At 37.9% G+C, this 25,106-nt stretch carries 22 protein-coding genes; 10 read left to right on the forward strand and 12 right to left on the reverse strand.

Going from position 1 to position 25,106, the window contains the following annotated elements:
• Window positions 1–53 precede the first annotated feature (53 nt).
• Entirely contained in the window at window positions 54–434 is a 381-nt protein-coding gene (locus tag ACQ334_RS05430) for a DUF779 domain-containing protein (protein WP_430987152.1), read from the forward strand.
• Between the two features lie 79 nt (window positions 435–513).
• Here the strand turns inward: ACQ334_RS05430 and ACQ334_RS05435 are convergent, their stop codons facing one another.
• Window positions 514–855, reverse strand: coding sequence for a T9SS type A sorting domain-containing protein (locus tag ACQ334_RS05435; protein WP_430987153.1), 342 nt, complete (start codon window positions 853–855; stop codon window positions 514–516).
• A gap of 116 nt (window positions 856–971) precedes the next feature.
• Window positions 972–1,445 (reverse strand): redoxin domain-containing protein, encoded by a 474-nt coding sequence (locus ACQ334_RS05440; RefSeq protein ID WP_430987154.1) that lies wholly within the window; start codon window positions 1,443–1,445, stop codon window positions 972–974.
• Window positions 1,446–1,560: 115 nt separating this feature from the next.
• On the opposite strand from ACQ334_RS05440, the gene aqpZ reads away from it, so the two are divergent.
• Complete coding sequence (gene aqpZ / locus ACQ334_RS05445) at window positions 1,561–2,259, forward strand: aquaporin Z (RefSeq protein WP_430987155.1); 699 nt, start codon at window positions 1,561–1,563, stop codon at window positions 2,257–2,259.
• Between the two features lie 74 nt (window positions 2,260–2,333).
• Here aqpZ and ACQ334_RS05450 read toward each other — a convergent pair whose 3' ends face one another.
• The 5 genes from ACQ334_RS05450 to ACQ334_RS05470 form a co-directional block, all read right to left on the reverse strand.
• Entirely contained in the window at window positions 2,334–3,269 is a 936-nt protein-coding gene (locus ACQ334_RS05450; RefSeq protein WP_430987156.1) for a hydrogen peroxide-inducible genes activator, read from the reverse strand.
• Window positions 3,270–3,429: 160 nt separating this feature from the next.
• Window positions 3,430–4,467, reverse strand: a complete 1,038-nt coding sequence (locus ACQ334_RS05455; RefSeq protein ID WP_430987157.1) for a PorP/SprF family type IX secretion system membrane protein — start codon at window positions 4,465–4,467, stop codon at window positions 3,430–3,432.
• 62 nt (window positions 4,468–4,529) lie between these two features.
• Entirely contained in the window at window positions 4,530–8,876 is a 4,347-nt protein-coding gene (locus ACQ334_RS05460) for a PKD domain-containing protein (protein WP_430987158.1), read from the reverse strand.
• A gap of 190 nt (window positions 8,877–9,066) precedes the next feature.
• Entirely contained in the window at window positions 9,067–9,636 is a 570-nt protein-coding gene (locus ACQ334_RS05465; protein WP_430987159.1) for a DUF1573 domain-containing protein, read from the reverse strand.
• Between the two features lie 34 nt (window positions 9,637–9,670).
• Window positions 9,671–10,165 (reverse strand): DUF1573 domain-containing protein, encoded by a 495-nt coding sequence (locus ACQ334_RS05470; protein ID WP_430987160.1) that lies wholly within the window; start codon window positions 10,163–10,165, stop codon window positions 9,671–9,673.
• Window positions 10,166–10,298: 133 nt separating this feature from the next.
• On the opposite strand from ACQ334_RS05470, the gene ACQ334_RS05475 reads away from it, so the two are divergent.
• Genes ACQ334_RS05475 through ACQ334_RS05485 form a run of 3 tightly spaced genes read left to right on the forward strand, consistent with a single transcriptional unit; the run spans window position 10,299 to window position 14,425 of the window.
• Complete coding sequence (locus tag ACQ334_RS05475) at window positions 10,299–12,677, forward strand: alpha-ketoacid dehydrogenase subunit alpha/beta (protein ID WP_430987161.1); 2,379 nt, start codon at window positions 10,299–10,301, stop codon at window positions 12,675–12,677.
• 6 nt (window positions 12,678–12,683) lie between these two features.
• Window positions 12,684–13,610: a hypothetical protein gene (locus ACQ334_RS05480; protein WP_430987162.1), complete on the forward strand. Its 927-nt coding sequence runs from the start codon at window positions 12,684–12,686 to the stop codon at window positions 13,608–13,610.
• Window positions 13,607–14,425, forward strand: coding sequence for a PhzF family phenazine biosynthesis protein (locus ACQ334_RS05485; RefSeq protein WP_430987163.1), 819 nt, complete (start codon window positions 13,607–13,609; stop codon window positions 14,423–14,425). Before ACQ334_RS05480 ends, ACQ334_RS05485 begins: the two co-directional genes overlap by 4 nt.
• 79 nt (window positions 14,426–14,504) lie before the next feature.
• Here ACQ334_RS05485 and ACQ334_RS05490 read toward each other — a convergent pair whose 3' ends face one another.
• Complete coding sequence (locus tag ACQ334_RS05490) at window positions 14,505–15,335, reverse strand: hypothetical protein (RefSeq protein ID WP_430987164.1); 831 nt, start codon at window positions 15,333–15,335, stop codon at window positions 14,505–14,507.
• Window positions 15,336–15,455: 120 nt separating this feature from the next.
• On the opposite strand from ACQ334_RS05490, the gene ACQ334_RS05495 reads away from it, so the two are divergent.
• The 4 genes from ACQ334_RS05495 to ACQ334_RS05510 all read left to right on the forward strand — a co-directional run bounded on the left by ACQ334_RS05495 (window position 15,456) and on the right by ACQ334_RS05510 (window position 21,661).
• The gene (locus ACQ334_RS05495; RefSeq protein WP_430987165.1) at window positions 15,456–16,520 is read left to right on the forward strand and encodes a DUF3667 domain-containing protein; all 1,065 of its coding nucleotides are present in this window, start codon (window positions 15,456–15,458) and stop codon (window positions 16,518–16,520) included.
• A 5-nt stretch (window positions 16,521–16,525) separates the two neighbouring features.
• Complete coding sequence (gene mazG, locus ACQ334_RS05500; protein WP_430987166.1) at window positions 16,526–17,302, forward strand: nucleoside triphosphate pyrophosphohydrolase; 777 nt, start codon at window positions 16,526–16,528, stop codon at window positions 17,300–17,302.
• 133 nt (window positions 17,303–17,435) lie between these two features.
• On the forward strand, window positions 17,436–21,104 hold the full coding sequence (locus ACQ334_RS05505) for an ATP-binding protein (RefSeq protein WP_430987167.1): 3,669 nt from the start codon (window positions 17,436–17,438) through the stop codon (window positions 21,102–21,104).
• A 95-nt stretch (window positions 21,105–21,199) separates the two neighbouring features.
• Window positions 21,200–21,661: a hypothetical protein gene (locus ACQ334_RS05510; protein ID WP_430987168.1), complete on the forward strand. Its 462-nt coding sequence runs from the start codon at window positions 21,200–21,202 to the stop codon at window positions 21,659–21,661.
• A gap of 17 nt (window positions 21,662–21,678) precedes the next feature.
• Here the strand turns inward: ACQ334_RS05510 and ACQ334_RS05515 are convergent, their stop codons facing one another.
• From ACQ334_RS05515 to ACQ334_RS05530, 4 genes are all read right to left on the reverse strand, one after another.
• Entirely contained in the window at window positions 21,679–22,224 is a 546-nt protein-coding gene (locus ACQ334_RS05515) for a GNAT family N-acetyltransferase (protein ID WP_430987169.1), read from the reverse strand.
• Between the two features lie 51 nt (window positions 22,225–22,275).
• Window positions 22,276–22,581, reverse strand: a complete 306-nt coding sequence (locus tag ACQ334_RS05520) for a hypothetical protein (RefSeq protein ID WP_430987170.1) — start codon at window positions 22,579–22,581, stop codon at window positions 22,276–22,278.
• Window positions 22,578–23,360 (reverse strand): 5'/3'-nucleotidase SurE, encoded by a 783-nt coding sequence (surE, locus tag ACQ334_RS05525; protein ID WP_430987171.1) that lies wholly within the window; start codon window positions 23,358–23,360, stop codon window positions 22,578–22,580. Before surE ends, ACQ334_RS05520 begins: the two co-directional genes overlap by 4 nt.
• A gap of 112 nt (window positions 23,361–23,472) precedes the next feature.
• Window positions 23,473–23,937: a hypothetical protein gene (locus ACQ334_RS05530; RefSeq protein ID WP_430987172.1), complete on the reverse strand. Its 465-nt coding sequence runs from the start codon at window positions 23,935–23,937 to the stop codon at window positions 23,473–23,475.
• Between the two features lie 276 nt (window positions 23,938–24,213).
• On the opposite strand from ACQ334_RS05530, the gene ACQ334_RS05535 reads away from it, so the two are divergent.
• Window positions 24,214–24,966: an XRE family transcriptional regulator gene (locus ACQ334_RS05535; protein WP_430987173.1), complete on the forward strand. Its 753-nt coding sequence runs from the start codon at window positions 24,214–24,216 to the stop codon at window positions 24,964–24,966.
• Window positions 24,967–25,106 lie beyond the last annotated feature (140 nt).

The raw sequence follows: 25,106 nt of genomic DNA on the forward strand, positions 1-25,106 counted from the left end.
TCAATACTGAGAACGGTGGCTTTGAGTCACTGTTTTCTTTTAAAAAATTATTTATGGCTGTAGAAAGAGTTGTAGCAACCGATGCCGCAGTAGCATTGATTGAACGATTAAAGAAAATGCACGGGCCTCTGATGTTTCATCAAAGTGGTGGCTGTTGTGATGGCAGCCAACCGATGTGCTTTGCAGCGGGAGAGTTTAAAGTGGGTAATAGTGATGTTTGTTTGGGTATAATTGCTGACTGTAAATTTTATATGGGTGCAGATCAGTTTGAATACTGGAAACATACACAACTTACTTTAGATGTTACACCAGGAAGAGGAAGCAGTTTTTCGTTAGAAATACCATTGGGTGTGAGGTTTTATATCGCATCAAAATTATTCAGCGATGACGAAGTTGAAGATCTTGCAGCATTATTACCTATTGCAATAGATTGATCTATCCAATCTGAAATATAATGTACAGCACAAGTAATTATACTTGATAATAACAACGGAACAATAAATAAAAGTGAAATTATTTGATCACCAAAAATCTTTGGGTTTCAATAAGCCTTCCGTTTTTATCACGAAGCTGGTAATAATAAAAACCTCTGGAGTAATCAGTTAATGGAAGAATTATTTTTTGAGGAGGATTCTTTAATTCGTACACTTTTTTAGCTGTAAAATTATAGATCTCAAAAGAGAATGATTTATCATAACCACTCACAAAATCAAAAGTGATTGCTGTGGTAGCAGGTATCGGGTAAAGCTTTATCAACTTTGCAGCACCATCGTCCTGTGCGGAAGTCTTATTTTGTGCAGAAGAAGTAAAGTTTAAACCAATAATTAAAATAAATATGTAAAAAATTTGTTTCAATACAGTAAAGTTAATAAAACATACTGAAATTATCAATAAATTATTATGCCAAAAAAAGTGCCATTTTTTGTTAAAAAAGGCCGGAGAGCAGGCCCTCCGGGTTGCTAACGCTCAGATCAGCTATTTAATTGCCCTAGTTTATTATTTATTGCCTCAAAATCGGGTAAATCTCCGGCAGATTCAAGTACTTGTGCATATTGAATAACTCCTTGTTTATCAACAATAAATGCCGAACGCTTGCTTACACCTTTCATCTCCAGTATCCAGTCGGTATAAATAGTGTCATAAGCAGCAGATACTTCCTTATTAAAATCGCTTAATAGAGGAAAATTGTAGTGCTGGTCTTCCTTAAACTTGCCCAAAGTAAAAACCGAATCAACGGAAATGCCAAATACTTCAGCATTTACGTTGCTGTACTTTGCAATATCGTCTCTGATAGCGCATAATTCTTTAGTACATACCCCTGTAAAAGCCTGCGGAAAAAACAAAAGCAAGACATTTTTTCCTTTTTGTTCGCTAAGGGTTACTTTGGTTTTTGTTGTATCAAATAAACTAAAATCCGGAGCTGCTTGTCCAATTTCAATTGCCATAATGGTAAGTGTGTTTTATTTTTTGTAAAGATAACGGTGCAAAAATTGTTAACACCATTTGCATCCTTTTAGTTTACTTAACCGACTAAAAGTTTCAACCTAAAACAGTTTTCATATGAAAAAGTATTTTGCAGAATTTATTGGCACTATGAGCCTGGTACTCTTTGGCTGCGGAGCAGCGGTAATTTCAGGTAGTAATGTAGATGGCGGACCTGCCGGCCTGGGCTTACTGGGCATATCGCTAGCTTTTGGCCTTGCGGTAGTGGCCATGGCTTATACCATTGGCGGAATTTCGGGTTGCCATATTAACCCGGCAATTACCATTGCCATGCTTGTTGCCGGTAAAATAAGCAGTACAGATGCGGCAGGTTATGTTGTTGCTCAATTTATTGGCGCAGTTACCGGTGCTGGTATCTTATACCTTATTGCATCTGGCCAAGGCAATTTTAAAATGGGAGAGTGGGCATTAGGCTCTAATGGTTGGGGAGAAGGATACCTGGGTAACTATAACATGGTTGCTGCTTTTATTACAGAAGCGGCACTTACCTTTTTATTTCTGTATGTTATTTTTAATGTTACTTCAAAACATGGTAATGGTACTATGGCAGGTCTTGCCATTGGGGTAACCCTGGTATTAATTCACATGGTGGCTATACCAATTACCGGTACTTCTGTAAATCCGGCACGTAGTTTTGGACCGGCTGTTTTTGCAGGAGGAAAAGCTTTATCGCAGTTATGGTTATTTATTGTAGCGCCAATTGTTGGTGGCGTTGCGGCTGCAATAGTCTGGAAACTTACCGGAGAGGATAAATAATTTTTTCGCTACAGATTACACATGTTTTGCAAACAGAGCAGGTTCTGATTTGTGGAAATCTGTGTAATCTGTGGCTATATTTTTACCAGGTTTTTATTTTTATTCAATACCAGTTTCGGTGGTAGTATGGCAATGATTTCTTCTTTTAAAACATCAACCAGTTTTTTCTTGATGTAGTCTCTATGTGTAACCAGGCTCACTTCCCTCACTGGTGCAGGAGATTTAAAATGCCGTATCATATTGGTCTGTTTGGTAGAAAAATCAAGTGTAGCCAGTTCCGGTAAAATGGTTACACCGTTATTAAGTTCCACCATTTTTCTCAATGTTTCCACACTGCCGGCTTCGTATTCAAAATTACTTTGTTCTTTGGTTTGCTTCTTAAGCTCACATAAATTAATGATCTGCGAACGGAAACAATGACCTTCTTCCAGCAACCACAATTCTTTCAGATCAATATCATCAGGCAGCACATAAGTTTTTTTATAAGCGGCATTTTTTTTAGATACATATGCTACCAGTTCCTCATAAAATAGGGGATACTCTGTTATACTGGCTTCCTGCAAAGGTGTAACCAATAAGCCTGCATCAATTCTTCCTGTTTTTAATTTCTCTACAATAATATCAGTGGTCATTTCTTTCACCTTAATGGTAACATCTGGGTATTTTTTTAAAAAAGGTTGTAAAAAAAGCGGCAATAAATACGGTGCCAGGGTAGGGATAATACCAATTTTTAATTCGCCCTGCAAAATCCCTTGCTTATCACTAATGAGCTGATCGATCTTTTTTACTTCATTTAAAACAATCCTTGCCTGCTGAATAATTTCTTCGCCAATCTCTGTAGGAATAACAGGTTGTTTGCTGCGGTCAAAAATTTTACTACCCAGCGTTTCTTCCAGCTTTTGAATCTGCATGCTTAATGTAGGCTGTGTTATAAAGCAATGCTCAGCTGCAGTAGCAAAATGACGGTGTGTATCCACTGCAACGATGTATTCTAATTGTGTAATGGTCATACTATAAAAATAGATATTAACTATGAGATTATAATTTTTATCAAGCAAGATTATAATTCGCATTAAATAAATGCCCGGGCAAATAATCAAATTTTAAAAGATCATAAAAGCAAAAGCCTCCCGGTAATCAGGAGGCTTTTGCTTTTTGATTATAAATTATTTAAAAACGGGGACAGCGTACAGCATTAGCACTTGTATTATTTCTGTCAAGATATTTTTGGTAGGTCAGGCCCAGTTCAAAACCACCACGGCCGCTACTGGCAGTTTTCAATTGTGATATATTGGCATCATAACTAACAGAAACAGCAAAGGGTTTAAATTCTAATTTTGCCACGGGTATCAAAGCATCTTTCCAGCGCAGGAATGCTCCTGCATGCAAAAGGTATTTTGGATCTTCAATGTCATCTAATCTCCAGGAGTATAAAGCACCGGCCATGGTTTCAGTGAAGCTTCCTTGTTTAGAATAATCGCCTAATAAAGTAAAGAATGAGTATTCATTAATGTTCATTCTTACACCGAGAGAACCTATCCATTTCGGGATCATCTCATAATTGGGATTGCCGTAAAAAGATACTTTGGTAGCTTTATTAAAATGGTGGTAACCAACACCCAGGTAAATATTATTATCCGCATTTTCGCCAATCTGGCTATTAAAACTCATGCCTACACTGGCATCTAAATAAGAATAGGAATTCCTTGGGAAAGTTTCCCCTGTTGATAAACCCGGGTTAAAGCCTGTGCCGTCGTATTGACTATTGGTGGTGATCTTACTCCTGTCAATACTACGTTGTACCCATCCTCCCATAAAACCTAAGGAGAGATATTGATTCTTCTCTCCACTTAAAGATTTGTGATAATTAAGTGCCGGTAATATATGAGTTGATTGCAACGCAACTGTTCCGGCTTTATCATATAATATCTCTCCGCCAATTGTTAAAAAGTCATCCCCTTTCCCAACGGGTTTTTTATACTCTGCATTAAATGAGCCGGTTTGATAAGGCGTGGTAACGCTGTTCCATTGGTTGCGGTAAACTGCCTGTACCCTTATATCGCCGCTGAAAATGCCGGCCAAAGCGGGGTTTCTAAGTAACGGGGTTTCAAAAAATTGCGAAAAGTGAATGTCTTGTGTATAGGCTTTACTGCTAAGTATAAGCAGTAATAAAAAACTCCATAAAGGTTTATAAAAACCTTTGTTCATAGTGCTTGATTTTGTTGTTAGTGCAACTGTAGTATGCTGTAAACGGTTTTTTTGCATAATTATTATTGAATCAGGGTGATATTTCCTTTGTAAGTGAGCAGTTGGCTGTTCTCACAAATAATTTCAATAATGTAAGTATAAACGTCCGAGTTCTGTAATCTGCCATTGTACCTTCCATTCCATCCTGCAGCAGGGTCATTTGGGAACAAGTTGGCTTTTTGAAAAACCATTTCTCCCCAGCGATTAAAAATACGCATACTCTGTATGGCAAACAAGCCGGTGCCCCGTGGATAAAACACATCATTTACACCATCATTATTAGGTGAAAATGTATTTGGTATAAATACGTTTTTATCATTACAAACAACAATGATAGTAATGTTATCGGTATTGATACAGCCATTAGCATCTGTAACTTTAATAGTATAAGTAGTGGTGTTTTTGGGCGAAGCAATGGTGTTGTAACAGGAAGTACAGGATAAGCCAATAGCAGGGCTCCACAGGTAATCCACCACTGGTGAACCGGTTGGTATAATTGCTACCGATGACCCTACGCCGATAATTTTATTTGGCCCTGCATCAACCTGGGGTAAAGGATAAACCACTACAGTTCTGTCAACTGTATCTGCACAGCCACTGCTATTGGTTACAATCAATCGTAATGGATAATTACCTGCAGTGTCGTAGCGCTGTGGCAGAGGATTTTGCGTAATAGATGTTTTGCCATTTCCAAAATCCCAGTACCAGGTAATTTTAGATGTATCTGGCTGCACCACTATTCCTTTAAATAATAGTTTACTCTGCATACAAATAGGCACATTTCCCGCAATATCAATTACAGGAGAAGCAACCACTTTAATATAATTGGTTTTGATAGCAGTATCACTGCAACCATTAGCCGTAGTTACAATTAACCGCACGGTATATAAACCGGTAGTTGTATAATTGTGTGATGGGTTTTGGATGGTGGAAGTACCTCCATCTCCAAAATTCCAATCATAAGCAGTAATAATACCATTACTGGTGGTGGAGTCGGAAAAGTTTGCTATACCTGCATCGCAAAAAAGAGAGTCATCCACACCAAAATTTACATAGCTTTTGGTAACCTTAATAGTATCAGTACCTGTTACAGGAATCTGGCAACCTGTTTGGTCTTCTAAAATTACTTTGGGTATAAATTGCCCGGGTAATAAATAGTTGTACACCAGGTTTGAATCGGTAGTAGCTAAGGTATTGCCATCATTAAAATCCCATAAGTATTTAACCGGACCAGGCGTAGAAACATGAAAGCTAACCGGCAAAGGTGAGCAACCTGCTAGCGGAGTGTAGGTTAATGTTGCTGTGGAAGGGTATAGTATTATTGTTTTGTTCACCGTGTCTACACAACCTCCCGGGCCGGCTACGGCTAATCTTGCAATATAAGTTCCCGGTGTTGAATAATAGTGTGTCGGTTTAGATAATGTTGATGTAGTACCATCACCAAAAATCCATGTAGCACTTGTTGAGTATAAGGATGTGTTGGTGAAAATTACTTCGAACGGAGCACAGGAACTTAGAGAATCATTTACAGTAAAAGCCGCTTTTACAGTATGCACTTTTACATAGGAGGGTTTGGCTGCTGTGTCTTTACAGCCATTGATATCTGTTACAATTAGTTGAATGCGATAATCACCATCAGCTCCAAATACTTTAACAGGATTGGTTATAGTAGACGATGTGGCATCTCCGAAATCCCAGTTATAATTTAACCCTATGCCGGTAGAAGCATTTGTGAAAACTACATTTTTACCAACACAGGTTAAAGAATCCGGTGTAGAAAAAATTGCTTTAGGGTAGGATACAAAAATCTGGTTATTGTTTGTAAAAGTATTACTGCAACCATAACTGTCTGTTACAGTAACGGCGGCATTAAATAATCCGTTAGTGGTATAGATATGATTAAATGGAGGTGTAGTGAAATTTTGTATATTGCCATCTCCAAAGTTCCATAGCCAATTAGTGATGGGATGAACGCCATCAGTATTAGTAAGGTCAGTAAAGTTCACATTCAAAGGTCGGCACCCTGCTATCGGGGAGAAAGAGAAATTAGCAACAGGCCCCCATACCCTTAGCAGGTTTGGTTTTACTATTGTGGAAATACACCCACGTGTATCGGTAATGGTTAGAGAAACAGTATACAGGCCGGGTAACGCATAAGTGTGGCCTACTATAGCTCCACCAAAGCTGGAACTGCCATCACCATAGTCCCAGAAATAACTGGCAATATTGGTAAAATTCATACCTGTAGCCTCATAAACAGCCTGTTCGCTGTTACAAATAATATCATCTGCAACAGTAAAATTTGCTGTTTCAGAAAATAGTGAAACAGGAATGATTTTTGTATTATCGCAGCCTCCATTAGTTACTTTTAGGGAAACATTGTAATTCCCAAACGCAGCATAAGTGTGTACCGGATTTTGCAAAGCTGAAGTAGCCCCATCTCCAAAATCCCATGCCCAGGTTTGTGGTAAAACAGATTGATCGGTAAAAGTTACCTGCAATTTATTATTGCAATTAAAAGTACTTGTGAATCTTGCAACAGGAGGAAGTGCCGTGATATAATTGGTCTTCACTAAAGTATCCGGACAACCATTATTCCATGCAATTAAACGGATAGAAAACCTGCCTGTATCAAGATAAGTGTAGATAGGGTTTTGTGAGGTGGATGTTCCAATGGCGTCTCCAAAATCCCAGCTCCACCTGTCTGATGGAACAGTTAAATTGGTAAACTGAATTGTTTTACCAACACATTGTGCCGTTGGAACAGCGTTAAAATTTGCAATGGATTTATTACCGGCTTTTACTGCATTTATATACACTGACGAATCGATACAACCATCTGTGGTGGTAATAAATAATTTTACGGTGTAAGTGCCTTGCGTAAGATAAGTATGTGTAGGGTTTTGTAGTGCAGATGTACCGCCATCTCCAAAATCCCAATTATATGTAGCCACGCCATCTACTGCATTCACATTTGGAGTGGGGCTGATGGTAAAAGGTATACAACCCTCCAAAGGAAGCCCATTGATATTAACCACAGGCTTCTGTATCTGCACAAATTGATTTTTTGTAATACTATCGCTGCAGCCATTAGCACCGGTAGCGACAAGTTTTACAGTGTAGTTGCCTAATGTTGTATAGGTGTGCGAAGGGTTTTGTTGAGTTGAGGTACCCCCATCTCCAAAATCCCAGCTCCAGCTGGTACCACCAGTAGAAAGATTATTAAAATTAACAGTAAAGGGTACATTACAATCTGTAACATCTGGTGCATTAAAATCAGGAGTTGGTAAACCTAGTACAGTAATCTGTTTGGTAATTGAATCCGCACAGGTACCGTAGTTATTTTTTAGTTTAACATTGTATACGCCGGGAGTAGTATACACTTTTGTGGGGTTGGTAAGAGCAGAGAAGGTAGCGTCTCCAAAATCCCAAAAAGAACTTGCTGATGCAGGTATTGAGGTATTTAGAAAATTAGCTGTAACGCCCTGGCAGATGGAAGCAGGGCCGGTAAAATCAGAAACCACATCTCTGATAATAACTGCCGCTGGTTTTGTTAAAGTATCAACACAGCCGGCACTACTTTGCGTAATCAGGGAAACGGTAAAACTGCCACCAGTGAGATAGGTGTAAGAAGGGCTGGTTACAAAAGAAGTACCGCCATCTCCAAAATCCCATTGATAGGTTAGTGTGCCCGGACCAGTAGAAAGGTTGGTGAAATTGATCGTTTCAGGAGGTTTACACTGTGTAGGTGTAGTATTGTTGAAATTTACTGTAACGCCAGGAGATACTTGTATAAAATTGGGCCGGCTCACAACTTTTGAACAACCCCCGCCATTAGTTACCTTTAATGTAACTGTATAATTACCAGCAACAGTATAAATATGAAAAGGATTTTGCGCTGTTGATAACACGCCATCCCCAAAATCCCAGTCCCAGTTGGTTATACCAGCAGATCCCCCTGCTGACAAGTCTGTAAAATTAACCCTCAAAGGAAAACAGCCCGAAGTATTAGGTGCTGCAAAATCAACAGTTGGCTTGTCATCAACTTTAATGTACTGGGTGCGGCTGAAAGTATTGCTTCCGGAGGCATTAGTTACAGTAAGAGATATAGTGTATAAACCCGAATTAAAATAAGTAGTGGTGGGGTTTTGTTGAGAAGATAAAGTGCCGTTCCCGAGGTCCCATTGCCATGCAGTGGGAGCGCCTGTGCTTTGATCGGTGAATGTAACAGCCAACGGAGCACAACCACTTACCGGGCTGGCAGAAAAATTTGCGATGGGTTGACCTAACGCTACAGCACTTACGAAAACAGATAGGATTAGTAGGAGTGATCTTCTATAGCAAGTTTTATTAAGTAAAGATAGTTTCATGAATATGTAATAAGCAGGATAATTATAATTACCAAAAACTGTTCCGGTTTAACCCATTCCTGATAATTATAGACGCCTGGGAGAATAAAAACGCTTGTCAGGCAAAAAAATATTCTCTCATACAGGGTGCAAAATACAAAAACCTCCTTTGTAAAGGAGGTTTTTGTATTATAATTAATTGTAAATGATCTTAACTCTTAACGCTTTTTGATGCAGTTGCTGTTTTAGCAGAAGTAGCAGGTTTTGCTTTTACACTTTTAACAGTAGCGCTTTTTGCTTTTACAGGCACAGCTGTTGTTACAACTTTAGCTGCAGGAGCTACCGGGGCTGCTTTAACAAGAGCAGGTGCCGGATTTTCCATTTTCCATTTGTCATATTCTTCGGCAGCCAGTACGTCACCAGAGATCACAATGTTTTTAATATCATCAGCACCTGCAAATTTTACAGTCAGGTGTTTTTCAAAATGACCAAGGCTGGCAGCATTGAATTTAGCGCTAACAAAACCAGTGGCACCAGGAGCAATAGGAGTCTTGGTATAATCTCCTATCGTACAACCGCAGGTAGGATTAGCTTGTTCAATGATCAGGGGTTCTTTGCTGATATTAGTAACTATAAATTTTACTTCTTCAGGATTATTCTGTTTTAATTTACCCTGGTCAATAGTTTCAGTTGCAAATTTAGCAACTTCATCAGCCTTTTTTTGTGCAAACATTGCAGTGGCAAAAACCAGTGCAGTAAGTGATAAGAATAGTTTTTTCATTATTGTTTTATTTTTTGGTGATTTTAAATATGGTTTAATTTTTCAGGTCGCCTAAACTTTTATTTTCCGGAGCAGAAGAAGCTGGGGTTTTCCAAACTTCACCTTTGATAAACAGCTGTTTAATTTCTGAGCCGTTGTAAGTGATCGTAACAGGTTTGGTGAAAGGTCCCTCTGCTGCTGCATTATACCCAACTGTAATTTTAGCCGTTGCACCAGGTGCCAGGGGTTTATCTCTTTCCCATTCAGGAGTAGTGCAACCGCAACTTGCCTGAACATTTACAATTTTAAGAGAATCCTTGCCGGTGTTAACGATTTCAAAAACGTGCGTTACCGGTTTGCCTTGAGGTATCTTGCCAAAATTAAATTCGGTTTCTTTTAAAACCAGCGTTTCAACGGGAGCTGCAACAGGCTTCATATCTACTACGGGTTTAGTATCCGCAGGGGCTCCTGTTACGGCCATTTTGGTTTGCTGGGCATTAACTGTAGCTGCCGATAAGGCAATAAAAGCGATTGTAATTATTTTTTTCATGCTATTTTATTTTCAGTTTGCTTCTCAAAGATACTAAAACGAGGAATTTCGCTGTAAATTGTTAATCTGTTAGCAGATTATTAACAATCCTGCTTTAATAATTTATATTTTTGCCTTATCATATACCAGCCATATGCATACAACAAACACTAACGAAATTGCTTTGGATGAAAAGCTTAGTTTTGATAACTTCAGAAACGAAGTGCTGAAAGACTACCGGTTTGCCTGTGTAAGCAGGGAAATAAGCCTGCTCGGCCGAAAGGAAGTGCTTACCGGCAAAGCTAAATTTGGCATTTTTGGTGATGGAAAAGAAGTAGCCCAGGTAGCAGTGGCAAAGTTTTTTAAGCCAGGGGATTTCCGTTCCGGGTATTATCGTGACCAGACCTTTATGCTGGCCAGTGGCATCACCGATGTAGAACAGTATTTTGCGCAACTATACTCCGATCCACATATTGAGAATGATCCATTTAGCGCAGGCCGCCAGATGAATGCTCATTTTGTAACTAAAAATGTGGATAAAAACGGCGAATGGTTAAACCTTGCCAATCAAAAAAATACCAGTAGCGATATGGCACCCACTGCAAGCCAGATGCCCAGGGCGCTCGGTTTAGCATTGGCCTCTAAATTATTCCGTAATACCGAAGAATTAAAAGAATTTACCAACCTTAGTAATAACGGCAATGAAATTTGTTTTTGCACCATTGGGGATGCTTCTACAAGTGAAGGCCATTTTTGGGAAACGGTAAATGCAGCCGGTGTGTTGCAGGTGCCTTTAGCAGTATTTGTATGGGATGATGGATACGGTATTTCTGTTCCTAAAAAATATCAGACTACAAAAGCTTCTATTTCAACAGCATTATCAGGAATGCAAAAAGAAGCAGATAGCAACGGCATTGAGATCTATAAATTGAAAGGATGGGACTATGCCGGCATGTGCGAAGTATTAGAACCGGCACTTCAAAAAATAAGAGAAACGCATACGCCTGCTTTATTTCATGTAGAAGAGATCACACAACCACAGGGGCATTCTACATCTGGCAGCCACGAAAGATATAAAACCCCGGAAAGATTAGCATGGGAAAAGGAATGGGATTGCATTAAACAAATGAAAGAATGGATAGTAGAAAATACATTGGCTACTGAAGAAGAATTAAATGATGTACAGGATGAAGCAAGGGAGTATGTAAAAAATGGCAAACAAAAAGCCTGGGAAAAATATATTTCGCCAATACAGGGTCAGGTAGCAAAAACGATTGAGTTGCTTAATGCTACAGGAATTACTGATCCTGAAATTAAAAATATCATCAGCGAATTAACGATTAACAGGGAGCCGATGCGCCGGGATGTATTAAAAGCGTTAGCAAAAACACTGGATACAATCGGTAGCGAAAATGCAGCTGCAATCAGCAATTATTATGCAGAACTGAAAGCATTAAATGCAGGGCTTTACAATACCTTTTTATACAACGAAGGACCTAAATCGGCTTTACAGGTTACCCCTATAAAAGCATGGTACAATGAAGAAGCAAAAACAGTAAATGGTTATGAAGTACTAAATAAATATTTTGACGAACTGTTTGCAACTAATAAAAAAGTAGTGGCTTTTGGAGAAGATGTTGGTTTTATAGGTGATGTAAACCAGGGTTTTAGTGGATTACAGGTAAAATATGGTGAGCAAAGGATTTTTGATACCGGCATAAGAGAATTAACTATTATGGGCCAGGGCATTGGGATGGCTTTAAGGGGATTGCGTCCAATTGCCGAAATACAATACCTTGATTATCTCTTGTATGGTTTGCAACCTTTAAGCGATGATTTAAGCACCACACATTTTCGCACGGTAGGGCAGCAAAGCTGTCCGTTGATTGTGCGTACACGTGGGCACAGGCTGGAAGGTATCTGGCATAGCGGATCACCCATGGGGATGCTCATTAACGCCTTGCGTGGCATGTATATATGTGTGCCGCGTAATATGGTGCAAGCTGTTGGTATGTATAATACTTTGCTGCAGGGTAACGATCCGGGTTTAATGATTGAATGCCTGAATGGATACCGGCTTAAAGAAAAAATGCCCTCCAATTTACTGGCCTATACAGTACCGTTAGGTGTTCCCGAAATTATAAGAGAAGGAGAAGACATCACACTGGTTAGTTATGGTTCTACCCTGCGTATTGTTTCAGAAGCAGCTGAGCGGTTGGAGAAATTAAATATCAGTTGCGAAGTGGTGGATGTACAAACTTTACTGCCTTTTGATATTGATCACGCTATTGTTGAATCGCTCAAAAAAACCAGCCGCATTCTTTTTATTGATGAAGATGTGCCCGGCGGTGCAGCGGCCTATATGTTTAACAAAGTAATGGAAGAACAAAAAGGATACCGGTATTTAGATGTAGCACCAAGAACTTTGACTGGTAAAGCCCATCGCCCAAGTTATGGCAGCGATGGTGATTATTTCAGTAAACCCAATGCAGAAGATGTGGTGGCGTTGGTAAAAGAAATGATGAGTGAATAGCTTATTATGAAATTGAAATACACCGTAGTATTTACAGTATTGTTTTTTAGCCGTGGCTTGTATGCACAAAATTTAACCGGTACCTGGGAAGGAACCGCTGGCAGCAATTATTGCAAAATAGTGATATTCCAGGTTAATGATTCCTGCTTTGGGTATACTTACGATACGGGTATGGGTTATTGTAAAGCGAATTTTACCGGCACGTATGATGATTCTACAAAAAAATTAAAGGGCAAGAATACCGATTTTATTGAAAGAACGGCTTTTCATGCATTAAGCATTTATCATCTTACTTATTCCAAAAGAAATAATGAAGAATACCTGCGGGGCAGGGCAGCAGCAAAGACAGCCGGCGCTAAAATTCTTTCTTTTGGGCTACCCATTCTTGTTACTTACAGAAAGATCAGTGATAAAATAGATACTACAGCATTGATTGCCACTAAAATTTATTTTTATAATGATGACAAGGAAAAAACTGTGGTAGTGACAGAAAAGATGGCCACTCCAAAAGCAGCAGCTGTAAAAGATTCTATAACAATGCCCGCTCTTCAGGCCATGGCTGATTTGAAAACAATTAAAGAAAGCAGGACTTCCAGACTGGCACAAACTATAGAATCCGTAGCAGATAGTATTAAAATGGTTTTATACGATAATGGAGAAATTGATGGAGATACTGTTACCGTATTTGATAATGGTAAAATAGTAGTAGAGAAGTTGGCATTAAGTTTAAAGCCTTATGAAGTTACCATACCACTAAATAAAAATTCCAGCTTTCATAATATTGAACTAATGGCAAATAACCTGGGGAGCATTCCTCCGAATACTGCTTATATGCTTATTCTTGCAGGCAAGGAAAGATATGAATTAAGGCTGGCTTCAGATTTTTCTGTTAATGCACAGATCAATATAAAATATAAAGACGAGATTAAATGAAATACACACTTTATCAAATAGATGCATTTGCCAATAAACTTTTTGGTGGTAACCCGGCAGCAGTAATCCCATTGCAAAAATGGCTTGATACTGAACTGATGCAAAAGATAGCATTAGAAAATAACCTTAGTGAAACTGTATTTTTTGTAGCTGCAAAAAGCACTGATGCCGATTATGAAATAAGATGGTTTACCCCCGAAGTAGAAATTAATTTATGTGGCCATGCTACATTAGCAAGTGCTTATGTGCTCTTCAATATTTTGAATATTGATAAACCTGAAATAAGGTTCAGTTGTAAAAGTGGAATACTAAAAGTTAGCCAGCACGAGGGATTGATCACAATGGATTTTCCCAGTTGGAAACCGGAAAGATTGGATATTTATCCCAATGATTTGTCTGCGATATTGGGCGGTTTGGAAATTGTAGGCGTATACCAATACCGTGATATACTGGTGGAACTGGCCAACGAAGATGCGGTGAAAAATTGCATGCCAGATTTCTCTTTAATGAAAAAAAATATTGACAAAATGATCATTACTGCACCGGGTAACACAAGGTCTGACGTCCCGTCTGACTGTGTTGATTTTGTATCCCGTTTTTTTGCTCCGGGTGCTGGTGTTGATGAAGATCCTGTAACAGGTTCTGCACATTCTCAGCTTATCCCTTTCTGGAGTGAAAAGTTAGGCAAAAATAAACTGCATGCTTTGCAATTAAGTAAACGTGGCGGGGAAATATGGTGCCAGCAACTGAATGCTGAAAGAGTTACTATGGCCGGCAATTGTGTGTTCTATATGAAAGGTGAAATAGACTTATAAAATGTTAATTGGTTTATTAGTCAGGTATTCTGTTCACAACCGACCATGCATATTGACGTTTCATCATTCACGTCTCAGGCTATTTATATTCGTACTCAATCGTACCCATCAAACGTTTTTCTTTGGAGTAACATTTTTCTCTTGTACGTAATCCATTATCGTAGCTGTACTTCCATATAAAATAATAGCTCCCACCTTCTTCGGTTGCAGTCATCTGCGTAATTAATCCTGCATTATTGTATTCAAAGATGTAATCGGGCAGCATTTTCTGGTTGTATTTATTCAGTCGTACTACATCGGTGATCCTGTTCTTAGTATCATAGTAATAATAGTAGGTATCGCCGGTCCTGGTATTTTTTTCTATGCTTACATTGTTACTTTCGTCAGGAGAAAAGAGAAAAAGTGTACTGTCGCTGGTATTTTTTACCCTGGTCATTTTTACGGGCAGGCCTTTGTTATCATATACGTAAATGTGTTCTTCCCTGATCTCATTTTTAAAATCATCGTCACTGGAACGTGCTATGGAAATAATACTTACAATGTTATTATTGTTATCGTAAGTATACAACGAAGTGCTGGAGGCAATTTCAGAACTGTCTACTGTTTGTGTTAAGTACCCTTTTTCATTAAAAGTAGAAGTGAATACAGATCCACCTGTTACATTCGACCTGGTTTCTGTTTCAACCGTACTGTAATTTTTACTTATTTTCCGCTCACAGAAAAATCCTTCGCTGGGGCTGCCGTCGTCTTCAAAGCTTTTTAAACTTACGGTTCTTATTTTTTGCTCTTTCAGTTGCGCCATTTCAGCCATTAATTGCTTATTGCTTAAAATGTCTTTGTAATAATACTGTGCCTTTACGGTGGTGGATGAAATAAAAACTACTGCGAATACGAAAACTGCTTTTACCATGGGGATGTTTTTCTTTGGTTGTTTTTTGTTTGTCAAAAGTAAACTATCTTTTATTAACTTAAATAATGCCATAAACTCACTTACAGATAAACTTTATTATTTTTAACAAAATTATCAGGGTTGAGCCATTTTAAAGAGAGAGAACAAAAGAACTGTTTAAACTGCAATGCGGTGGTACAAGGCCGCTTTTGCCATATTTGCGGGCAAGAGAATATCGAACCCAAAGAAAGTTTCTGGCACCTTGTATCCCATTTTTTCCAGGATATTACCCATTTTGATGGTAAATTTTTCAGTTCGCTAAAGCTGCTGATCTTTAAGCCTGGTTTTTTAAGCAGAGAATATATGGTAGGCAGAAGGGCCAGCTACCTGAACCCGATAAGAATGTATGTGTTTGCATCGGCGCTGTTTTTTTTAATCTTCTTCTCTTTATTTCATATGGATGCTGATAAAAGCATTGTTACATCCGGGGATGTAAATAATGTGCCAATCTCCACTATAGCAACAATGGATTCGGTAAGCTATAAAAAATTTGTGGATACACTTGTAAAAAATGATTCCACCTTAAAGTTTGCTTATGATAAGCAGCAGTATTTTAAATACCTGGATAGCCTGGCTGCTGCTGCGATGACATTTCATTTTACACCAACAAGATACCATACGCAAAAGGAATACGATAGTGCATTGGCACATGGTAAAGATCATAATTGGTTCGAGCAACGACTGGTGCGTAAGCAGATTGAGATCGATGAAAAATATAAAGGCGACTCTAAAGCAGCTTCAGCTGCTTTAGTCAATAATTTACTGCATTCCCTGCCGCAGTTATTATTTGTTTCATTACCACTATTTGCATTGTTGCTGAATATACTGTATTCAAGAAGAAAGCAGTTTTATTATACCAACCATGCTATTTTCACCATTCATTTTTTTGTATTTCTATTTATAGCATTGCTTTTTATTTTTGGATTCAATAAATTAAAGCATTTTAGTGGTTTTCATTGGGCCGAATACCTTTCTGTTGTAATGATATTGCTGATCTTCTTTTATAATTATAAAGCCATGCGCAATTTTTATCAGCAAGGGCGTGGCAAGACTATTCTTAAATTTATATTACTGCATCTGATAAACATTATTATTGTAGCTATACTTTTTGTAGTTTTTACTTTTTTATCGCTATTTAAAATTTAACACCAATGAATACAAACGGCGATGCATTTTTACGCCTGGTAAAAATTATGGACGACCTGCGGGAAAAATGTCCCTGGGATAAAAAGCAAACCATACAAACCCTGCGGCAGTTAACCATTGAAGAAACTTATGAGCTTGCAGATGCTATTTCTGAAAATGACTGGAAAAGCATTAAGGAAGAATTAGGCGACCTGTTATTGCACATCGTTTTCTATACCAAAATAGGAATTGAGCAAAACCAGTTTACCATGGATGAAATGATAAATGGCATTTGTGAAAAATTAATTCACCGGCACCCACATATATATGGTGATGTAGAAGTTAACGACGAAGAAGATGTAAAGCGAAATTGGGAAAAACTAAAATTAAAGGAAGGCAAAACTTCTGTGCTCAGCGGCGTACCCAAAGCATTGCCATCAATGGTAAAGGCCATGCGCCTGCAGGAAAAAGCAAAGCAGGTAGGCTTTGAATGGGACACCAAAGAACAGGTTTGGGAAAAGGTAGAAGAGGAGCATAAAGAGCTGCTGGAAGCTGTAGCTTCAGGCGATGTGAACAAAATGGAGGATGAATTAGGGGATGTTTTTTTCTCTTTGGTAAATTTTGCAAGGTTTTTGCAGGTAGATGCTGAAAATGCCCTGGAACGGACGAATAAAAAATTTATCAGCCGCTTTACAAGGATGGAAGGGGAGGCTGTAAAAGACGGTAAACAGCTGCATGATATGAATCTGGAAGAAATGGACGCCATCTGGAACAGGATAAAGCATTTGAATACCGAACAATAAATAAACTAATTAACCATTAAACGGGTTAACCATTAAACCAGTTAACTAAACTTTTCTGCAAAACAATACTACCTTTTTACGATTCTTATATAAAAACAGTTACCTGCTGGTAATTGCAGCGTGGCTTATTACCTTGTCGTTTATTGTAGATAATTACTGGAGCGATAATTCTTCAGTAAACTCAGTTAAAAAAAATATAGAATCTTATATTCATCAGCAACAAAAAGATTTTCAAAAACAGAGTAATGATACCAGCTTGCTGAATAAGCTGGCAACAAAAAATTATGATGAAAATTTTCTGCAACAGTTTGCAGAGAAAAAATGTTTTTTTTACCTGTACCATTTAAATGAGCTGGGGCAATATAATGCTGTATTCTGGAATACGCAGGCCGTACAACCAAGCGATGAATTGTTGTACACCAGGGATACGGCTGGGTTTATAGAATTACAAAATGGCTATTACGTGTGGCAGAAATTAATTACCGCCAGGGAAGCAGTCATTGCATTGATACCGGTAAAATGGAATTATGTGATTACTAACGAGTACTTAAAAAATTCCTTTGTAATTGGAGACGAGATTGAAAACAAATACGATATTTCGATTGACTCCGGCGCTGTAATTGTGAAGGGGGTAAACGGTAAGGGATTGTTTTACCTGTTAAAAAAGGCAGGCACTTTTATTCCTAAAAATAATATTGCTTCAGTCTGGTTAAGAATTTCAGGAACGATATTGATTCTTTTGTTTGTGCATTTTTGTGCTGTTTATTTTGCCATGCATAAGCGGTTATGGAAAGCAGTAAGCTTTTTGGTGGGCATTATTTTGCTGTTACGTATTTTAAGTTACTTTTTCCCGATACCATTAAATTTCCGGCAGTTTGAATTGTTTGATCCTTCGGTATATGGTTCCAATATTGTGCTGCGTTCTTTGGGCGACCTGTTGATCAATGCCATTTTATTTGTGTGGATCATTTTATTTGTACGGCACCATCTGCAGGAAAAAAAATATATCCTTGCGCCCAAATCTCCGCTAATAAAATGGGGGTTGATGGTTTTAGTGGCATTTATTTTTCTAGGTGCTACATTTGTGTGCGGCCGCATTCTCCGAAGTATGGTGGCTGATTCTCAAATCTCTTTTGATGTAATTAATTTCTTTACATTAAATATCTACAGTATTATCGGGTTTGTAGTGTTATGTTGTATTGCTATAGGCTATTTTGTGCTGAGCCAGATTTTATTGTACCTGCTGCGTCCTGTTGCGCCTACCAATTTTATGGCACTGTATATTATAGTGGCAGTAACGGGCCTTACATTACTTACCATCGGGTTTAATGTTACCATTGTTGCATTTGAATTATACCTTTTAGTATGGCTATTGTTATTCCTGGTTTTGCTTAGCAGTAATTACCTGGTTTTATTAACTACCAGGATTTCTTCTTCCCGTTTGGTTTTTTGGTTGTTCTTTTTTTCGCTATCAATAATGGCGGTAATTGTTCAGGAAAATGCCATTAAGGAATTGCGTAACCGCAAACATTATGCTGAAGCACTTTCTACAAAAGCTGACCCTACCAGTGAAACATTGATGAATACCCTGTTAACTGATTTCAGGAGTGAAACCCTGGCCGCAAATTTTGATAAATTTAAAAATGATTCTACCAACCAGGTATTTAAAGATAGCCTGGTGGGAGGTAACTTTTCTGGCTACAATGATAAGTATGATACAAGGATATATAGTTTTGACGGAGAGGAACGGCCTTTGTATAATAAAGATTCGGTAGGCTTTAATGAACTCAATACTATTTTAAACAGCCAGGGCAGGCCAACCGGTATTCCCGATCTTTATTATTACGATGAATCGTATGATCGCTTTAGTTATATCAGCAGGAAAAATGTTACAGATACTTCAGGTAAGATACTTGGCTATGTTTTTATATTAGCCAGTTCCAAAAAGTATAAATCTGATGCGCCTTATCCCGAATTGTTTTCAAGGGGAAATGACAATGCTATCGAAAATTCTTCGGTATATGCATTTGCAGTGTACGGCAACCTGCAATTGGTGAATAACCATAATGATTATGCTTTTGCAACTAAACTTACCAAACAACAAGTACCTAAGGAAGAGTTTGAGTTAAGAAAGAAAAAAGATTATGACGAGTTGTGGTATAAAGCTGGCCCGGGTAACGTGGTTATTATTGCCAAACAGGATAATTTTTTAATTGAGGCCATCACTTTATTCTCTTATTTATTTTGTTCTTTTTTATTAGTTACAGGCGTATTCTGGTTAATTAATGTCTTCATCCGTTCCCGGTTAAATAAAGAGCAGATGAAGACTTACTGGCAACTCAGTATCCGTAACCAGATACACGGTACCGTTATATTTATCAGTATACTCTCTTTTGTGGTTATTGGTATTGCTACCATTTTATTTTTTATCCGCCGGTACGAAAATAATAACAGGGAAAGATTAAGCCGTACTATTCATGTAATGGAAAATGAAGTGCGTAATTCGCTATCTGAATTAGCTGTGTTTGATGATGTGATAAAGATTTACGACGAAGGGTTTAAAGAAAAACTGGAACAAACCATCAATAAAATTTCGGAGATACATGCGGCGGATATAAATGTTTATGACCTGGATGGAAATTTAAAAGTGTCTTCGCTGCCTTATCCTTACAATATTGGTATTGTAAGTACAAGAATGGACCCGATGGCTTACTATCATATCAATAAGTTAAAAGAAGTACAATATTTTAAAGAAGAAAAAATTGGCTCCTTAAGTTTTGTGAGTAATTACGTGCCGGTAATTGATGAAAAAGGGAAAGAGTATGCTTATTTAAATATTCCATATTATACATCTGAGAGTAAACTAAAATTAGAGATCGCCAATTTTTTGGTTACCATCATCAACCTGAATGCATTTATATTTTTAATTGCTGGTATTGTGGCACTGTTTATCACCAACCGTATTACCCGTTCTTTTTCTTTTATCAGTAATAAGATGAAAGAGGTAAATCTAGGTAAAATGAACGAAGCCATCGACTGGAAGCGCAATGATGAGATTGGAGAACTGGTACAGGAATATAATAAGATGGTGGGTAAATTAGATGAGAGTGCCACTGCATTAGCAAAGAGCGAAAGAGAAGGTGCATGGCGTGAAATGGCCAGGCAGGTGGCACATGAAATTAAAAATCCGCTTACGCCAATGAAGCTGAGCTTGCAATACCTGCAAAAGGCTATCAGCAACAATACCGATAATGTAAAGGAGTTAACCAGTAGCGTGGCACAAACACTTGTAGAACAGATCAATCACCTGAACCAGATAGCGGGTGAATTCAGCCAGTTTGCTAATATCGGAAATCCACGTAATGAAGTATTTGACCTGCATGAAGTTCTTTATGTGGTTACACAACTATATGGTGTAAACGACAGAGTGCATTTAGATTGCACGCCATTGCCTAACCCGGTTTTAATTAATGCTGATCGCACACATATCAACCGCTTGTTCACTAACCTTATTCAAAATGCGATACAAGCTGTACCTGAAGATAGAATGGCTATAATTGAAGTAGAAGAAGAATTACGTGGAAATAAGATCCTTGTAAAGGTAAAGGATAATGGCCTTGGCATATCTGATGAGATGCGGTCAAAAATATTCACACCTAACTTTACTACTAAAACATCAGGTACCGGCCTGGGGCTGGCAATGTGTAAAGGTATTGTAGAGCAGGCCAAAGGGCAGATATGGTTTGATACAAGTGCAGGCGAAGGCACTACTTTTTTTGTGGAATTACCTATAGAAGCCTGATAAGCAATGTTAAATTTTACTAAAAATCATTGGCGCTGTTCAAAAAAATAAAACTTTAATACGGCCACTACTACATTTGTAACAGGCAATTAAAAATGCCTGCTTATACTTTGTATAATAAAAGATTCAGACACCTGTTATTGAACCTGCTTTTTATATTTCAATGCTATGCTCTTGCGGCACAGGATACCAGCAAGGTGGCAAAATTTTATGAACAGGATGTATTGTTATCTTCACTAGATTCGATGCTCAGGGAAGTGCCAAACTCCATCTTCCTTTCTTTAGGTGCCGGCTTTGATGACAGTACTTTCGTGTTTATTAATGATACTTGTATCTATCAGAATTATTTAAAATCCAATGAGTCGATTGATCATACCGGGGTTATGTTTCCAATATATTTCAGTGATAGTAATGCAACTCTTAAACTTACCATCCGGTTTAAAAAATCCGGAGTGGTTATTGAGGATTATATTGATAAAAAATTCAAGTTGTTGCTGGTAAATTATTACAGGCAATGGCAATTGGTATATACCAATCATCTGCCTATGTTAGAATGAAATAAAAATAGTGTTTATTATTTCTTCAGTATATAAATCACATTATTCTCCGAGCCTTCATACACTTCTCCTGCATATTTCCCGGAATCATCAATTGTAAAATTATTTCTCTTCAGTAATTTTCTGGAAGGGGTATTTGCAGCTATTGGAATTGCCGTTATGATTTCAACGTTCATTTCATTGAATCCATAATCAATAACCGCTTCTATGGCTTCCTGCATAATGCCCTTGCCGTGAAAATCAGGATGCAGTTCGTACCCGATTTCTGCAATGTTTTCTTCCGGAATAAGATTCCAGTAGCAGATGGTGCCAATTAGAGCGTTGTTTTCTTTTAATGCAATTACCCAATACGCCCCTTCTTTATTGGCCAGGGTTTTGGATATTTTTTCGATAAACAACAATGCATCACCAGGCGTAGTAGTTTTGGGCCTGTCAAGATATTGATTAACTATTTCATTACTGCGCAGTGCGGCTATTGCACCGGCATCGGCAGTAGTTAATGCCCTTAATACTAAACGCTCTGTTGTTAATTGAGGAAAAGGAGAGAAGTTAAGCTGAAGCATGTCTTAATAAGAATAATGCTGAATTAAAAATGTATATACCTCCTGTAAATTTTACGAAAACGTTTTCAGGCATAATATAAGCAAGCCATATACACAGGTTAAAGCAAATATGCCTTTAGCTGTTTTATCTTTATTGGTATTAATGTAAAAAGTAAATAAAACTGCGTTAACCAGTAATGCAAGGCTTAATGCAACTGAAATTGTTTTATGATCTTCTTCCTCCACAAACATAAAATGAAAAGCTTCTCCAAAGGACGACGTTTTAAATTTCATGTATTTAAAAAGAAGTACACCAAACAACGGCCCTACAAATCCCAGGATGGTTCCTAAAACAAAATTGTCTTTTTTAAATATCATTTGAAAAGGTTCTTTTTTTCTAATTGCGTTTTTAAAGTATAGTTGGTAAGATCGAATTGAACAGGCACTACACTTACATAATTATTGGCCAAAGCCCAAACATCAGTATCCTTGCCTTTATCAAAATTTACAAATTTGCCTGTAAGCCAGTAATATTTTTTCCCTTGCGGATCTTTGCGTTCTTCAAAATCCTCTTCGTATTTGGCATAAGCTTGTTTGCAGACTTTTATTCCCTTTATCAATTCCATTTCTAAAGAAGGGATATTAACGTTTAGCAACATGTGCTTATCCATTTTTTGCTTCAGCAAAGTACTGACGATTTTATGTACATAAAACCGGGCAGCTGTAAAATCTGCTTCAATATTATAATCTAATAATGAAAAACCAATACTGGGAATACTTTCAATGCTGGCTTCCATAGCAGCACTCATGGTGCCGCTGTAAATTACATTAATACTATGATTAGCACCGTGGTTAATACCGCTTAAGCAAATATCTGGCTTGCGGTGCAATACTTTATCTACAGCCAGCTTTACACAGTCTACCGGTGTACCGCTGGTTTGCCATGCTTCCACACCATCAAAAATATCCATCTTAGTCATACGCAACGGATGGCCAATTGTTATAGCGTGCCCCATACCGCTTTGGGGTTTATCCGGTGCCACCACCACTACTTTGCCCAAACCTTTTACTGCTTCTACCAGGTTTTTTATTCCCGGTGCAGTTATGCCATCATCGTTGGTGATTAAAATTACGGGCTGTTGTTTTTTTGTTGCCATTGTAGGTTGAATGTAGGATGGTGAATAGTGAATATGGGATATCTCTACTCCGGAATTTTTCAATGATGAAACTATTCATCATTAGATATTCGCAAATTCAATATTTTTTATTTTAGAATTGTCTTAACAGCGGCCTTGCAATATCGGCATGCCTGAATGGCCATGGTATCATCGCAAGAATGATCACAATAGCAATACCAAAATAAATTAAACTACGTTTATGTTTTTGAGCATCTATATCAGTTCTTTTAACCATACTACGACCTACATGTACCAGCAACCATGCTATGATCATCATCAGCACATGCTCCATCGCAAAAAATCGTGGGCCTGCATTGTCCATTACAGCTTTGGCATTGGCTTTTAAACTTTCGAACCAAACGCCATTAAAATACAGAATCAATCCTATCAGTAATTGAATATCGCAGCTGATCATGAAAAATAAATTCGCTTTATTATCGGTACCTGTATAATTTCTTTTACTGAAAACACCGGTCAGGGCATTTAATAAAGTCCACACTCCAAAAAGAAGCACAGCCCATCTTAAAATATTATGTATTGGTAAAATGTAGCTCATAAAATTGATTTGCTACAAAAATAAGGTAACTGTAATTAACCTCGTTTTGATTTTTTTTAATGCGGCCATCTCTTTGTTCAACTTCATTTGGCAATTGTTACGGGTTACGAGTTATGGGTTATTTAATCGTTTGCGAAGAACTGAGCTCTTTTGTAAAACCAACAATCAAATAACCCGAAACCTCCAAACCCGTAACCCGTAGTTATGTATCTGAAAAAATAAATTTGGACAAACTAAAATTATTAGTATATTTGTGCTAATCAAATTAGTTGCATTATGTCACAAGCCGGACAAAACCTCAAATACCTTCGCAAACTCCGTGGATGGACACAGGAAGAATTTGCGAACAAGCTCGGTATCAAACGCTCTTTAATAGGAGCCTACGAAGAAGAACGTGCCGACCCAAGGATTGACATCCTTGAAGTTATCAGCGAAATCTTTAAGCTTACATTGGACGAATTATTACTGAAAGACCTGAGCAATACAGGAGGTAATTATTTAGCCAAACGCAGGCAGCAAAAAATGATGAGTGCCGACAGGAATGTGATTCACTTTGTACCTGTAAAAGCAGCTGCTGGTTATTTAGCAGGTTATGCTGATACGGAATTTATTGATGAATTGAACACTTTCACTTTGCCAATGCTTGCCGGTGGTAACTACAGGGCATTTGAAATAATAGGTGATAGTATGTTACCTACCCCAAGCGGAAGTATTATTGTGGGTGAAAAAGTAGATTCGCTGGAAGACATAAAAAATAATATGGCTTATATTGTTGTAAGCCGTAATGAAGGGATTGTATATAAGAGAGTGGTGAAAAATAATAAGACAAAGAATAAACTCACATTGGTTAGCGATAATCCGCAATACCAGCCTTACCAGGTAAATGCTGATGATGTGGTGGAATTATGGATGGCGCAATCAGTGATCAGTAAAGTAAGTGTGCAGCAACGCTGGGATGTAAATTCACTTGCTAACCTGGTAAATAATTTGCAGGACCAGGTGAGTACGCTGAAGAAAAAAATGAATTAAAAATAATAATCCCCTTGATCACTTAGTTACCGGTTGTAGCAGATGGGTTTTAAGCAACATCTGTTACAACCTCCGGCAACTGCCGGATCAGCAACTCCTCATCAATAGTAAAATGTAAAACCGCAATTGAAAAATTGCAG

The organism is Ferruginibacter sp. SUN106, assembly GCF_050611765.1.
Lineage (GTDB): Bacteria > Bacteroidota > Bacteroidia > Chitinophagales > Chitinophagaceae > Ferruginibacter.

Excerpts from the sequence above, each read along its gene's own strand:
- mazG (WP_430987166.1), top strand. The coding sequence starts at position 16,526 with ATGAATACAAACGGCGATGCATTTTTACGCCTGGTAAAAATTATGGAC.
- aqpZ (WP_430987155.1), top strand. The coding sequence starts at position 1,561 with ATGAAAAAGTATTTTGCAGAATTTATTGGCACTATGAGCCTGGTACTC.
- ACQ334_RS05450 (WP_430987156.1), bottom strand. The coding sequence starts at position 3,269 with ATGACCATTACACAATTAGAATACATCGTTGCAGTGGATACACACCGT.
- ACQ334_RS05455 (WP_430987157.1), bottom strand. The coding sequence starts at position 4,467 with ATGAACAAAGGTTTTTATAAACCTTTATGGAGTTTTTTATTACTGCTT.
- ACQ334_RS05480 (WP_430987162.1), top strand. The coding sequence starts at position 12,684 with ATGAAATTGAAATACACCGTAGTATTTACAGTATTGTTTTTTAGCCGT.
- ACQ334_RS05535 (WP_430987173.1), top strand. The coding sequence starts at position 24,214 with ATGTCACAAGCCGGACAAAACCTCAAATACCTTCGCAAACTCCGTGGA.
- ACQ334_RS05520 (WP_430987170.1), bottom strand. The coding sequence starts at position 22,581 with ATGATATTTAAAAAAGACAATTTTGTTTTAGGAACCATCCTGGGATTT.
- ACQ334_RS05475 (WP_430987161.1), top strand. The coding sequence starts at position 10,299 with ATGCATACAACAAACACTAACGAAATTGCTTTGGATGAAAAGCTTAGT.
- ACQ334_RS05470 (WP_430987160.1), bottom strand. The coding sequence starts at position 10,165 with ATGAAAAAAATAATTACAATCGCTTTTATTGCCTTATCGGCAGCTACA.
- ACQ334_RS05440 (WP_430987154.1), bottom strand. The coding sequence starts at position 1,445 with ATGGCAATTGAAATTGGACAAGCAGCTCCGGATTTTAGTTTATTTGAT.
- ACQ334_RS05460 (WP_430987158.1), bottom strand. The coding sequence starts at position 8,876 with ATGAAACTATCTTTACTTAATAAAACTTGCTATAGAAGATCACTCCTA.
- ACQ334_RS05490 (WP_430987164.1), bottom strand. The coding sequence starts at position 15,335 with ATGGTAAAAGCAGTTTTCGTATTCGCAGTAGTTTTTATTTCATCCACC.
- ACQ334_RS05485 (WP_430987163.1), top strand. The coding sequence starts at position 13,607 with ATGAAATACACACTTTATCAAATAGATGCATTTGCCAATAAACTTTTT.
- ACQ334_RS05465 (WP_430987159.1), bottom strand. The coding sequence starts at position 9,636 with ATGAAAAAACTATTCTTATCACTTACTGCACTGGTTTTTGCCACTGCA.
- surE (WP_430987171.1), bottom strand. The coding sequence starts at position 23,360 with ATGGCAACAAAAAAACAACAGCCCGTAATTTTAATCACCAACGATGAT.
- ACQ334_RS05510 (WP_430987168.1), top strand. The coding sequence starts at position 21,200 with ATGCCTGCTTATACTTTGTATAATAAAAGATTCAGACACCTGTTATTG.
- ACQ334_RS05530 (WP_430987172.1), bottom strand. The coding sequence starts at position 23,937 with ATGAGCTACATTTTACCAATACATAATATTTTAAGATGGGCTGTGCTT.
- ACQ334_RS05515 (WP_430987169.1), bottom strand. The coding sequence starts at position 22,224 with ATGCTTCAGCTTAACTTCTCTCCTTTTCCTCAATTAACAACAGAGCGT.
- ACQ334_RS05430 (WP_430987152.1), top strand. The coding sequence starts at position 54 with ATGGCTGTAGAAAGAGTTGTAGCAACCGATGCCGCAGTAGCATTGATT.